The organism is Pseudomonas sp. PDNC002, from assembly GCF_016919445.1.
Taxonomy (GTDB): Bacteria; Pseudomonadota; Gammaproteobacteria; order Pseudomonadales; family Pseudomonadaceae; genus Pseudomonas.
On the sequence record NZ_CP070356.1, the window covers coordinates 6,201,233 to 6,213,217 of the forward strand.

The following is an 11,985-nucleotide window of genomic DNA, read 5'->3' on the forward strand; positions in this document are numbered from 1 at the left end:
GCCTCTAGAACGCTTCACGCGCCCGGCCAACCGGGCGCCTACGTATAAGGATTTCCTCGATGCTCAGTTTCCTCCCTCTGGTCGTTCGCGGCGTCATTGCGAGCCTGCTGCTGTTCCTCAACACCGTTTGCTGGGCCACGCTGCTGCTCGGCATGACGCTGGTCAAGATCGTCCTGCCGTTCACCGCGGCGCAGAGCGTTTGCAGCAAGATCATGAGCCTGATCGCCGAAAGCTGGATCGCCTGCAACAAGGGCTGGATGAACCTGGTGCGCAGCACTCACTGGAACGTCGAGGGCCTGCAAGGACTGGTGTACGACCATTCCTATCTGGTTACCAGCAACCACCAGAGCTGGGTGGACATCCTGGTCCTGCAGTATCAGTTGAACCGTCGCATTCCGCTGCTGCGCTTCTTCCTCAAGCAGGAGCTGATCTGGGTCCCGATCATCGGCCTGTGCTGGTGGGCGCTCGATTTCCCCTTCATGAAGCGCTACACCAAGGCGTACCTGGCCAAGTACCCGGAAAAGAAAGGCAAGGACCTGGAAACCACCCGCAAGGCGTGCGCCAAGTTCAGCCGTATTCCGGTGTCGATCTTCAACTTCCTCGAAGGCACCCGCTTCACCCAGGACAAGCATGACGAACAGGCCTCGCCGTTCCAGCACCTGCTCAAGCCCAAGGCCGGCGGTATTGCCTTCGTCCTCGACGCCATGGGCGAACAGCTCAAGACCCTGGTGAACGTCACCATTCATTACCCCGATGGCCGCCCGACCTTCTGGTGCCTGATGTCCGGCAAGCTGCGCTCGGTGGTGGTGCGCTTCGAGGAGCTGGAGATCCCGCGCCAGTTCATCGGCAAGAGCTACGACCAGGACGAGGGCTACCGCGCCGAGTTCCAGCTGTGGGTAAACCAGCTGTGGGAGCGCAAGGACCAGTTGCTGGCCCAGTTGCACCGCGAGTTCCCGGCCAGCGCCAAGGCCTGACCCGGCTTTTGTAGGAGCGGACTCCGTCCGCGATGACTTCGCCACACGCCGGATACCATCGCGGACGAAGTCCGCTCCTAGAAATCCCAAACGTCAGACACAAAAAAGCCCGCCAATCGGCGGGCTTTTTCATGGGCGATGCTTACTGCTGGTATTGCTGGGTCTGCGCGCCCGGCAGCGCCTTCAGGTTCACTTCCACGCGGCGGTTCTGCGCGCGGCCGTTGGCATCGGCGTTGGAGGCAATCGGCTGGTCCGGACCCATGCCGCGGGTGCTCACGCGGGTGCCGTCGACACCCTGGGAAGTCAGGTAGGTCGCGACCGACTGCGCACGGCGCTGGGACAGGTCCATGTTGTGCTGGCGGCTGCCGGTGCTGTCGGTGTAGCCGACGATCTCGATGCTGTTCTGGTTGAACTCCTTGAAGGAGTTGGCCAGGTTGTTCAGCGGGGTATAGAAGGACGGCGCAATGTTTGCCGAATCGGTGGCGAAGGTGATGTTGCCCGGCATGATCAGCTTGATGTCGTCACCCTGGCGCTCGACCTGCACACCGGTGCCCTGCATCTGCTGGCGCAGCTTGGCTTCCTGCTTGTCGGCGTAGTAGCCGTAGCCGGCGGCGGCGGCACCGATGGCGGCTGCGCCGATCATCGCGCCCTTGCCACGGTTGTCGTGGTTGATCGCGGCACCGGCGACGGCACCGGCCAGCGCGCCCAGCGCACCGTACTTGGCGGTCTTGCTCATGCCACTCTCGGCCGGCGGGGCCTGGGTATTGGGGTCATAGGGGTTCTGGGAGGCGCAACCGGCCATGAGGGCAAGGGCGGTGGCAGCCGCAACCATGGACAGACTACGTGCGGTGAACATGTCGGATGACTCCTCGAATAGCGAAACACCCATTAGCGGGCGGCAGGTTAGAGCGTAGGTCGTGCAAATAATTCCGTAACAACCTTAAGCACGGATGAAGGGGTTCTCCCGCATCTCGTCACCCAGGCAGGTGTCCGGGCCGTGACCGGTGACCACGGTTGCCTCTTCGTCCAGCGAATACAGGCGATCGCGGATCGATCGCTCGATGGTGGCGTAGTCGCCACCCCACAGGTCGGTACGGCCAATGCTGCGACGGAACAGGGTGTCGCCGGCGATCAGCAGCTTGTCCTTGGGGAACCAGAAGCTCATCGAGCCCGGCGTATGCCCCGGCGTGTGCAGCGCCACGCCGCAGCCGCAGGCCAGTTCCTCGTCATCGGCCAGCCACTGGTCCGGCGAAGGCACTGGAGTATAAGGGACGCCGAACATGCGGCACTGCATCTCCAAGTTATCCCAGAGGAACTGGTCGTCCTTGTGCAGGTGCAGGGTGGCGCCGGTCTTCTCCTTCATCTGCCCGGAGGCAAGGAAGTGATCGAGATGCGCATGGGTGTGGATAATGCTGACCACCTTCAGCCCCAGCGCATCGAGGCGCTGGAGGATAAGTTCGTGGTCGCCACCCGGATCGACGACGATGGCCTTCTTCGTCAGCGGATCGCCGATGATGGTGCAGTTGCACTGCAGGGGGCCAACGGGGAAGGTTTCGCGGATGAGGGCAGGCTGATCGGTCATCGGTTGCTCCGGAGCGGTGAGCGGCCAGCGAAGCCGGCATGGCTTTCGGCGGCCGAATGGCACCTATATTGCAGCAACTCACCTGAAAAAGAACAAGATCGAATGCAGAGAGCAATGCGATGCAACTGAGCAACCTGTTGGCCACCCAGGCCAGCGCCGACTGGAACCAGAACCTCGCGCGACTGCTGGAGCACAAGGGCCACCCGGACTTTCCGGTGCTGCTGTCACACACCCTGCAGCCCGTCCTGGCCCACGACAACGTGATCATCAAGGCGTACCACGGCGACGGTTGCCCGCGCATTCTCTACGAGGACTACCCGGACCAGCTCCACGCCGAATACATCGAACGCTACCTCGACGGCATGTATCGCCTGGACCCGGTATCCAACTCGATCCGCGATGGCGTGAGCAGCGGCATCCTGCGCGTCAACCAACGCACCAGCCAGCTGCACGGCAGCGATTACTACAAGCACTACTACCGCGAACTGCGACTGGACGACGAGATCGACATTCTCTTCGACGACTGCGACGACACCGTGCTGGTCATGTCCATCGGACGGCGCGAGCGAAACCTGGCCACCACCGCCGAACTCCGCGCCCTGCGCAACCTCTACCCGCTGCTGCAGCACCTGCTGGGGGGCTTTGCGCAGAGCCGCGAAAGCCCCGCCCAGCCACCGAACGAAGACAGCCTGACGCGGGCATTGGCATCCTTCGCCGGCGGCCTGCTGACGCCGCGCGAGCAGGAAATCGCCCGGCTGATGCTGCAGGGCAACTCCAGCAAGCTGATCGCGCGCCAACTGAACATCAGCCAGGCGACCGTCAAGGTGCACCGGCGCAACCTCTATACGCGGCTCGGCGTACGCTCCGAGCTGCAACTCTGCGATCTGTTCCTCCGCCATTCCGCCAGCGGACTGCTGCCTCTACCGCGCTGATCCACGCCTACCCATCCGCCTCATCACTGTTCCCGCAGGGAACACGGCTGCCTGTTGCCTGACGGGGGCTCTACCCCCACGGGTGTATTTACCCTCCTCCGGCGCCTTCCTACTCTCGCCCTGCCTTGCCCAATCCGCCTGCGCACAGTGCAGCACCCCGAACAACAACAAGGATTACGCCAATGACCACGGCATTCGTCTGGCATGAACACTACATGTGGCACGACACCGGCAACTACGCCGGCCTGTTCGCGCCCGGCCTGGGCGTCCAGCCCGGCCTGCATTTCGAGAACGCGGAAACCAAGCGCCGGCTGCGCAACCTGCTGGAAGTCAGCGGCCTGGCCGAACGACTGCTGGCGGTCAAGCCAGTGCCCGCGACCGAAGAGCAACTGCTGCGGGTGCACACCCCGGCCTACCTCTCGCACTTGCAGGAGCTCAGCGCCGGACGCGGCGGCGACGCCGGCGACAACACGCCCTTTGGCCACGGCAGCTACGACATCGCCCGGCTGTCCGCTGGCGGTGTGATCCAGGCGGTCAAACACGTGTTGCGCGGCGACGCACGCAACGCCTACGCCCTGGTGCGGCCGCCGGGCCACCACGCCGAGGCGGACCGCGGTCGCGGCTTCTGCCTGCTGGCCAACGCATCCGTGGCCGCCCAGGCCGCAATGGTCGAGCACGGTCTGGAACGCATTGCCGTGGTCGATTGGGACGTGCACCACGGCAACGGCTCGCAGAGTATTTTCTGGGAAGACCCACGGGTACTGACCGTTTCCCTGCACCAGGACGGCAACTATCCCCAGGACTCGGGCTTCGTCGACGAACAGGGCGGTGGCGACGGTCGCGGCTTCAATCTCAACGTGCCGCTGCCCCCCGGCTGTGGCGAGGGCGCCTACCTGCACGCCTTCGACGAAATCGTGCTGCCCGCCCTGCGTGCCCACCGCCCGCAACTGATCCTGGTGCCCTGCGGTTTCGACGCCGGAGCCCACGATCCGCTGGGGCGCATGATGCTCCACGGCGATGCCTACCGGGCCATGACCGCGAGGCTGATGGCGCTGGCCGACGAGCTGTGCGATGGCCGCCTGGTGCTGTGCCACGAAGGCGGCTACGAGCCCAACTCGGTGCCCTATTTCGGCCTGGCCGTGATCGAGACGCTCAGCGGCATCACCACCGACATTCAGGACCCGCACCTGGCGGCGATGCGCGCCTTGCCCGGGCAGGCCCTGGCCGAACACCAGCGGCAGTGGATCGCCGACCTGCGCGCCCGCTACGACAGCCCCTTGCTCCCGACTCGCCGGCAAAAGGTGGAAGCATGAGCACCCTCGCTGCGCCCCTGTTGCTCAGTCCGGTGCAGCAGCGCCTGCGCCTGTTGGCGGTGGTGCTGTTCTCCGCCATCGGCCCGCTGGTGCTGCTCACCGCGCCAGCCCTGGCCAGCCGCTACATCGCCGAACTGGGCCTGGACAATCGCCAGGTTGGCTTCCTGTTCAGCATGGAGCTGGGAGCCATGGCGATCTCCACCATCCCCACCTATTTCTGGATGCGCCGCTACAACTGGCGCCGGATCGCCGCTGCCGCCGCTGCCCTGTTCCTCCTCGGCAACCTGCTCAGCGCCGTGCTGATGAGTGCGCCGGCGCCGTCCTATCCGTTGCTGGTGGCGCTGCGCTTCCTCACGGCGTTCTCCGAAGCGGCCCTGGTGCTGGTTTGCCTGGGCACCGCCGGCACCCTGCCGAACGCGGCGCGGGCATTCGGCCTGTGGGTCACCGGCCAACTGGTACTGGCAGCGCTGAGCCTGCAGTTCATGCCGTGGCTGTTCAGCCATTGGCGGGTGGCCAGCTTCTTCCTGCTGATCGCCCTGTTCACCGCCGCCTGCCTGCCGTTGATCCGCTCCCTGCCTGCGGGCAGCGACAATCAGGCCGAAGCCCTTCCGCCCAGCCAGGCACGCGCCGCGCTGGGGAAGATCGCCCTGGGCATGACGGCGATCTTCCTGTTCTACCTCAGCCTCGCCGGTATCTGGACCTTCGTCGGCGAGCTGGCGCGGACCCAGGGCATCAGTGCCGCAGACAGCTCCAGCGCACTGGCCAGCGCCTCGCTGCTGGGTGTGGTCGGGGCCTCTCTGGCCAGCTGGATCGGCATCCGCGGCAAGCGCGAGTGGTTGCTCGCACTGGGCTACCTCGCGATGGCGTCGAGCCTGATCGGCCTGCTCGGTGACGTCTCGCTGCTGCGCTACGTGCTGGCGGCCTGCGCCTTCAAGTTCGCCTGGACCTTCGCCCTGCCCTTCCTTCTCGCGGCCATCAGCGACTACGACCGCCAGGGCGGCAAGCTGGTGGTGCTGGCCAACCTGGCGATCTGCGGCGGTCTCGCCGTAGGCCCTTCGCTGGCAGCCTGGCTGTTGGGCGAGACAGAGAATTTCAGCCTGCTGCTGCAGGTCTCCGCGGCCATCTGCGCGCTGTCGTTCGTGGCGATCCTGCCACTCGCCCGTCGCCGCGCCTGACCCCACCGCATCACAACTTCGCGCTTCCCTCCGGCGTGCCTTCGGGCACGTCGCGAGCGGTCGCGCCCTGAACTCCTGCCATCCCAATAACAACAGCGCAGAGCTCCTTCATGAACAACCAACACCTGGGTTCTTTCTCCACGCTTCTGCTCGCCTCCCTGGCGAGCCTCGCCCACGCCGACAGCCATTACGAGAACGGCGACCTGCAGGCGGACTTCGCCCTGAGCAGCGGCGCCACCTTCATCGACAGCCACAACGTCAACTTCGGAGCCGGCCAGCGCGACTATCGCAGCGGTGAGGTGAAGGGTGAGCGGGCCGTCTGGCAGGAAGCCTTCCTCAAGCCGGAAGCAAGCTTGCGCTACACCCTGGACCAGGACCTGCGCCTGGTCGGCGGCGCCTCGCTGGTCGCCGCGCATACCTTCGGCGACGGCGACGCCGGTGGCTACACCCGCAACTCGGACGGCAAGACTTCGCTGGAGGAACTGTATGTCGGCGTCGAGCGCGGCCCCTGGCGCCTGACCCTGGGCAACCAGAACTTCCGTGTCGGCACCGGTTTCATCCTCGCCGACGGCAACCTCGACCTGCTCGGCGAAGGGGCGTACTGGTCCGGCCCGCGTACCGCCTTCCGCGATGGCGCCATCCTGGCCTACCGCGGCGGCGCGCTGTCCGGCCAGGCCTTCAGCCTGCGCAACGACGACGACCTGGGTGGTGCCCGCTTCAGTGGTGCCAACCTCGACTACCCGTTCCTGCGCGGCCAGCTCGGCCTGATGGCGCTGAAGGTCAGCGACGTCAGCAGCCAGGCGAACCAGATAGCGCCGCGCAACGGCATGCAGGTGTACAACCTGCGCTGGCTCGACGGCGGCTTCGATGCCCTGCCCGAGTTGGCGATCAGCGCCGAATACGGCCTGCAGACCGGCGAAGGCGAACAGGTGAACTTCTCCGCCCACGCCTGGTACGTGCGCCTGGACTACGGCTTCGCGGGACTGCCCCTGCAGCCGCAGATGACCTACCGCTACGCGCTGTTCTCCGGCGACGACGATCCGAGCGACAACCGCCGCAAGAGCTGGGACCCATTGAGCAAGGCCTACACCGAGCGAGGCTCCTGGGTGATCGGCGATGTGGTGGGTAACTACCTGCTCAACGACAGCAACGAGCGCGTGCACATGTGGCGGCTGGCCGGCCAGGTCGCCCCCGGCCTGAGCGCGGGCACGGTCTACTACCAGTTCTCGCTGGATGAGAAGAACTACTACGGCCAGGCAGTCAGCGACCGGCGCTTCGCCGACGAGGCCGCGCTGTACCTGGACTGGGCGGCGAGCACCCAGCTCTTCGCCACGCTCTCGTACAACTGGGTGAAACCCAAGGCCGCGGCCCGCGAGGTGTTTGGCAACGACACCTTCGATGCCCTGCAACTGTATGTTGGCTATCGCTTCTGAGGCCGGCGGAGCGGCCAGCGATCAGCGCGGCTGCCCAGCGGCAGCCGCGACCGGGCCGTGGCTCAATCCTCGCGGTAGTCGGTGGGCAGCTTGCCGGTCCACTTGCGGAACGCCCGGCGGAAGTTCGACGGGTCGTTGAACCCCAGCAGCAGCGCGATCTCGTAGAGCGGCAGGTGGGTCGTGGTGAGGTATTGCAGGGCGAGGCGCTTGCGCACGTCGTCGAGCACTTCCTGGTAGGTGGTGCCCAGGTTCGAAAGATGTCGACGCAGGCTGCGACCGCTGGTGTGCAGATCGTTGGCCACGCTTTCCAGATCGGGGAACTCGCCGGGGCGTGCCAGCAACAGGCGGCGGATGCGGGTCAGCAGGCCTTCCTGCACGTCCAGCGTGGCCAGCAGCGCCTCGCACTGCTGCTCGCACATCTGCACCGTGGCCGGGTTGGCCAGCGCCATGGGCCGCGCCAGGTATTCGCTGGGCAGGCCGATGAAGTGGAACGGTTGATCGAATAGCACCTCACCGCCGAACACCTCGGCGTAACGCTCGGCATAGTCCGGTTTGGCGTAGGCAAAACCGACGCTGACGCCCTGCAGCGGCTCGCCGACCAGGAAGCGCGCAATGGTATGCAGGCTGGTCATCAGACCTTCGGCGGCGAAGCGGCTCGTCGGCCCGAGGGGAATCGACTCGCTGGCGCGCAGGTAGGAGACGCCGCCGTCTTCCACCATCTCCAGATCGTAGGCCAGGCCAAGCACGCGGTAGTACTTCAAGGCGAAGGCGATGGCGCGCTCGAGGTTGGCGCTGGACAGTACCGCGTAGCCAAGGATCCCGTGGGTGGAGACGTTCAGCCGCTGCCCCAGCAGCAGGCCGAAGGCTGGCTCGTTGCAGTACGCCAGGGCAGCACTGGAAAGTTGGTGGAAGTCGACGAAGGACAGCCGGCCGTTGGGGCTCTGCAGCACCTCGGGCCGCACGCGGGCCAGTTCGAACAGGCGCGCACGCGGCACGCCAAGCTCTTCGGCGAGATCGAGAAGCGCCTGCGCGTATGCGACGGGCACCAGTTCGGCGGTGAAGTTGAGCGGTTGTTTCATCGTTCTTCTTATATTGACCGCTGGCCGGATATGACCGGAAAGTTGGCAGACAATAACCTTGTGACGCTTTCCCTACAAGCCCAGAGTACAGACCATGGATAACCACAACACTGGAGCCGCCATGGCCAGCACCACCCCCGCAGGACTGGAGATCAAGCCCCGGCACATGGACTTCGATCTGCCCGATCCGCTGCCGCGTCACTGGCACAGCGGAGACGCCTTCAAATCCCACCTGTTCGACGCGATGTCGGTGCTCTTCCCCGACGGCGAGCGCTTCTTCATCGACTCGGTGCGGCAGTTCCGCGACCAGATCACCGACCCGGTGCTCAAGGAGCAGATCCGTGGCTTCATCGGCCAGGAAGGCCACCACAGCCGTGAACACCTGACCTATAGCCAGCGTCTGCGCGACCTGGGCTACGACGTCACCGCCATCGAGAAGCGCGCCCAGGCGCGCATCCGCTTCACCCAGAAGAAATTCCCCGCCAAGCGCCAGCTGGCAGCGACCGCCGCACTGGAACACATCACCGCAATCATGGCCAACGGGCTGCTGACCGACCCGCGCACCATGGAAGGCGCCCACCCGGTGATGCAGCGCCTATGGCGCTGGCACGCGCTGGAGGAAACCGAGCACAAGGCGGTGGCCTTCGACGTCTACAACCAGGTCTGCGGCAGCCGCAAGCTGCTGCGCCGGGCGATGCGCATGGCGACCTTCTTCTTCGTGCTGGATACCTTCCGCGGCCTGGTGCACATGCTCAAGGTGGACGGCCTGCTGTGGAACTGGCGCGTCTGGCGCGACGGCATCAAGTGGACCTGGGGCAAGCACGGGGTATTCCGCCCGCTGCTGCGTGAGTACCTGGACTTCTTCAAGTCAGACTTCCATCCGTGGCAGCACAACAACCTCGATGTGCTGTACGAAGTGCGCAAGGAATACGACCCGCAGCCGCTGGCGCACGCTGGCTGATTTCTCCCTCGCTTCAAACACCGCCCCGCCTTGTCGGGGCGGTGTCGTTTCCTGGATGCCGCCGGATTCGCGGATAAGATCCGCTCCTACAAAAGCGCTCCGAAGCCAAATGCCCCGTGGGAGCGGACCCTGTCCGCGATCGGCTGAACCACACGCCAGGTCCATCAACGGAGCGGCCGGCAAGACATCGCGGGCAGAGTCCGCTCCGACGCAAAGCGGATCGTAGGGCGAATAACCTGGTGCCGGCCGTTGCACGGCGAGTAACGCTGGCGCGTTATCCGCCCTACGAAATGCGATCCGGCAGAACGAAAAAGCCCGGCACATGGCCGGGCTTTTTCATCGAGCGATAAAGGCTCAGGCATGCAGGAAGCGCAATGCGTCCGCCGCCGACTCCTCGGGGATTTCCTCCATCGGGATATGCCCCACGCCGGGATAGACCTTCACCTCGATCCCCGGCACGTCGCGCTGCCACATCGGCACGTGGCGCGGCGAAATCCAGCGGTCGCGCTCACCCCACATCAGCATCGTCGGCACCTTCAACCCGGCAACGCGGGTCGGTGTACCGGTCAGCTCTTCGCGGTTGGCCTTCACCAGCACGCGGAAGATGTCGATCATCGCGCGGCGGTTGCCCGGCCGGCGACTGATGTCGTAGTAGCGATCGATCACGCCCGGCTTGATCTTGCGCGGGTCGCCGTAGACTTCCTTGATGCCCTGGGCCACCAGTGCCCGCGGCATCCACATCGGCATCATGATGCCGGCACCGGGCAGCACGGCGCTGGCGATCATCAGCGGAATCTTCTGCATGTAGTAGCCAGCCGGGTCGATGAGAATCAGCCGCTCCACGCGGTGCGGGTTCACCAGCGCGTAATTCCAGGCGATGTAGCCGCCCAGGGAGTTGCCGGCGATGGACACGTGCTTGAGGTCCAGGCGATCGAGGAACAGGCCGAACACCTTTACCAGGCGCTCGCCGTCGTACTCGCGGTCCTGACCACCACCGGTGAGGCCGAAGCCGGGCACATCGAGGCGGATGATACGGAAATGCTCGGACAGCTGGGCGACCCAGCCATCCCAGGTGTGCAACGACGCCATGACGCCATGGACCATCACCAGGACCGGCTTGTCGCGGCTGCCTTCGTCGCGGTAGTGAACATCGAAACCGTCGACCTGGATGAACTTCGAACCGGACTCGGGCGAAGCGTAGCGAGCCTTCAGCGCGGCCAGTGGCAGGGGGCCGAAACCATAGCGGGCCAGGCCCTCGGCCAGCGGCGGTTGCAGAGACAGGGTGGCGGTCATGGACGAGTGACTCCCGTGCTTGTTGTTCTCGAATGCCGATCACACCACAGCCCCGCCGCGCCCGCGCCCAACCTAGGTAGTGTCGATGCATTGCGCGGCGCTGCACGGGATGACGCCGGGCGCCGCCCTCGCTACCCTAGGCCGACCGCCCTCGCGCAAGGAAAGCCCGTTCGTGCCGACTCTCTCTCGCCGTTCGCTGTGGCCACTGGCCGTCCTGTTGCTGCTCCTGTGCCGCCCTGCCCTGTCCGCCGACCTGTTCTACCTCGGCCAGAAGATTCCCGACATCCAGAGCCCCTGGACCAGCGCCGACTATCAGGTGCTGATCGACGCGCTGAAGAAGATCGACGAAACCCAGGTCAACGGACTGCCCCGGCGCAGCGGCGAATTCACCGGGCCGATCTACCAGCGCATGGTCAGCGAGGAGAACTTCCGTCCGCAACTGAACATCTATGCACCGCTGGAGCTGCGGCAGAGCGAGGCGCGCGAGGTGCTGTTCAAGCTCAAGGAGCTGATGCGCCTGTACTTCAACTTCCGCGCCGCCAAGCAGCCTTACGGCGCCGAGGCGCTGGGCCTGATGAGCTACTCGCTGCGCGAACAGGCGATCCTGTTCAACCTGACGGTGGAATTCTGGATGACCCTGGCGCAAAGCGAGCAGCGCAACCCGGTGCGCTTGCAGGGCATGCAGGAAGCCAAGGCGGCCGCCTCGATGCTCACCAGCAGCGCGCTGGACTACCTCGGCCTCACCGCCCAGTTCGACCGCCAGGACCTGGTGCTCTACAGCGCCGAGCTGTCCAAGCAGTTGCCCGAGCTGTTCGTCCATCTGCCGCCGGAAGTGCGCGTGCAGTTGCTCATGCGGGTCGACGAGCTGGCGCAGAAACACGCCTACCCGGAAGTACGCGAGAACATGCGCGACCTGCTGCCGGTGCTGCAGGCGATCCAGGCGGATGTACAAAAGCAGTTGGCCGCGCCGGCCAAGGGGCAGCCAGCGCCGAAAGCGCTGGACCTGAGCGCGCCGGTCGATGTGGAGAAGAAGAAAGGGATGTGAACACGGCGCGGGTTTCAGTCCTGCCCTTCGTCGCGACCTCGCAGACCCTCACCCTAACCCTCTCCCAAAGGGAGAGGGGACTGATCGGCACAGGATGCAACCAAGGCACTCGCCGACACGGACGGCCACCTATCCCAAAGGGAGAGGGGACTGATCGGCACAGGATGAAACCAAGGCACTCGCCGACACGGACGGCCC

The 11,985-nt window shown here is 65.3% G+C and carries 11 protein-coding genes; 7 read left to right on the forward strand and 4 right to left on the reverse strand.

Annotated features, from left to right (window positions below; all coding sequences use genetic code 11):
* The first annotated feature begins 59 nt into the window (after positions 1 to 59).
* Entirely contained in the window at positions 60 to 974 is a 915-nt protein-coding gene (locus JVX91_RS28085) for an acyltransferase (protein ID WP_205337288.1), read from the forward strand.
* Between the two features lie 142 nt (positions 975 to 1,116).
* Here the strand turns inward: JVX91_RS28085 and JVX91_RS28090 are convergent, their stop codons facing one another.
* Positions 1,117 to 1,830, reverse strand: a complete 714-nt coding sequence (locus tag JVX91_RS28090) for an OmpA family protein (protein ID WP_205337289.1) — start codon at positions 1,828 to 1,830, stop codon at positions 1,117 to 1,119.
* Positions 1,831 to 1,914: 84 nt separating this feature from the next.
* Positions 1,915 to 2,556, reverse strand: coding sequence for an MBL fold metallo-hydrolase (locus tag JVX91_RS28095; RefSeq protein WP_205337290.1), 642 nt, complete (start codon positions 2,554 to 2,556; stop codon positions 1,915 to 1,917).
* A 119-nt stretch (positions 2,557 to 2,675) separates the two neighbouring features.
* Between JVX91_RS28095 and JVX91_RS28100 the strand changes: the two genes are divergently transcribed.
* The 4 genes from JVX91_RS28100 to JVX91_RS28115 all read left to right on the forward strand — a co-directional run bounded on the left by JVX91_RS28100 (position 2,676) and on the right by JVX91_RS28115 (position 7,409).
* On the forward strand, positions 2,676 to 3,488 hold the full coding sequence (locus JVX91_RS28100) for a helix-turn-helix transcriptional regulator (protein WP_205337291.1): 813 nt from the start codon (positions 2,676 to 2,678) through the stop codon (positions 3,486 to 3,488).
* Between the two features lie 182 nt (positions 3,489 to 3,670).
* Positions 3,671 to 4,801, forward strand: a complete 1,131-nt coding sequence (locus JVX91_RS28105) for a class II histone deacetylase (protein ID WP_205337292.1) — start codon at positions 3,671 to 3,673, stop codon at positions 4,799 to 4,801.
* Positions 4,798 to 5,976, forward strand: a complete 1,179-nt coding sequence (locus JVX91_RS28110) for an MFS transporter (protein WP_205337293.1) — start codon at positions 4,798 to 4,800, stop codon at positions 5,974 to 5,976. The genes JVX91_RS28105 and JVX91_RS28110 overlap by 4 nt, the downstream gene beginning before the upstream one ends.
* 110 nt (positions 5,977 to 6,086) lie before the next feature.
* A complete protein-coding gene (locus JVX91_RS28115) occupies positions 6,087 to 7,409 on the forward strand; it encodes an alginate export family protein (RefSeq protein WP_205337294.1) in 1,323 nt (440 codons plus the stop codon).
* 62 nt (positions 7,410 to 7,471) lie between these two features.
* Here JVX91_RS28115 and JVX91_RS28120 read toward each other — a convergent pair whose 3' ends face one another.
* Positions 7,472 to 8,488, reverse strand: a complete 1,017-nt coding sequence (locus JVX91_RS28120; protein WP_205337295.1) for an AraC family transcriptional regulator — start codon at positions 8,486 to 8,488, stop codon at positions 7,472 to 7,474.
* Between the two features lie 121 nt (positions 8,489 to 8,609).
* Between JVX91_RS28120 and JVX91_RS28125 the strand changes: the two genes are divergently transcribed.
* Positions 8,610 to 9,449, forward strand: coding sequence for a metal-dependent hydrolase (locus tag JVX91_RS28125; protein WP_205340124.1), 840 nt, complete (start codon positions 8,610 to 8,612; stop codon positions 9,447 to 9,449).
* A 354-nt stretch (positions 9,450 to 9,803) separates the two neighbouring features.
* On the opposite strand, the gene JVX91_RS28130 is transcribed toward JVX91_RS28125, so the two are convergent.
* Complete coding sequence (locus JVX91_RS28130; RefSeq protein WP_205337296.1) at positions 9,804 to 10,742, reverse strand: alpha/beta hydrolase; 939 nt, start codon at positions 10,740 to 10,742, stop codon at positions 9,804 to 9,806.
* 172 nt (positions 10,743 to 10,914) lie between these two features.
* Here JVX91_RS28130 and JVX91_RS28135 point away from each other — a divergent pair, with 172 nt between their 5' ends.
* Positions 10,915 to 11,787, forward strand: coding sequence for a hypothetical protein (locus JVX91_RS28135; RefSeq protein ID WP_205337297.1), 873 nt, complete (start codon positions 10,915 to 10,917; stop codon positions 11,785 to 11,787).
* Positions 11,788 to 11,985: the final 198 nt, after the last annotated feature.

Bases quoted from the DNA above. Each gene is read 5' to 3' on its own strand.
- JVX91_RS28110 (WP_205337293.1), top strand. From the start codon at position 4,798: ATGAGCACCCTCGCTGCGCCCCTGTTGCTCAGTCCGGTGCAGCAGCGC.
- JVX91_RS28105 (WP_205337292.1), top strand. From the start codon at position 3,671: ATGACCACGGCATTCGTCTGGCATGAACACTACATGTGGCACGACACC.
- JVX91_RS28085 (WP_205337288.1), top strand. From the start codon at position 60: ATGCTCAGTTTCCTCCCTCTGGTCGTTCGCGGCGTCATTGCGAGCCTG.
- JVX91_RS28100 (WP_205337291.1), top strand. From the start codon at position 2,676: ATGCAACTGAGCAACCTGTTGGCCACCCAGGCCAGCGCCGACTGGAAC.
- JVX91_RS28125 (WP_205340124.1), top strand. From the start codon at position 8,610: ATGGCCAGCACCACCCCCGCAGGACTGGAGATCAAGCCCCGGCACATG.
- JVX91_RS28120 (WP_205337295.1), bottom strand. From the start codon at position 8,488: ATGAAACAACCGCTCAACTTCACCGCCGAACTGGTGCCCGTCGCATAC.
- JVX91_RS28095 (WP_205337290.1), bottom strand. From the start codon at position 2,556: ATGACCGATCAGCCTGCCCTCATCCGCGAAACCTTCCCCGTTGGCCCC.
- JVX91_RS28130 (WP_205337296.1), bottom strand. From the start codon at position 10,742: ATGACCGCCACCCTGTCTCTGCAACCGCCGCTGGCCGAGGGCCTGGCC.
- JVX91_RS28090 (WP_205337289.1), bottom strand. From the start codon at position 1,830: ATGTTCACCGCACGTAGTCTGTCCATGGTTGCGGCTGCCACCGCCCTT.
- JVX91_RS28115 (WP_205337294.1), top strand. From the start codon at position 6,087: ATGAACAACCAACACCTGGGTTCTTTCTCCACGCTTCTGCTCGCCTCC.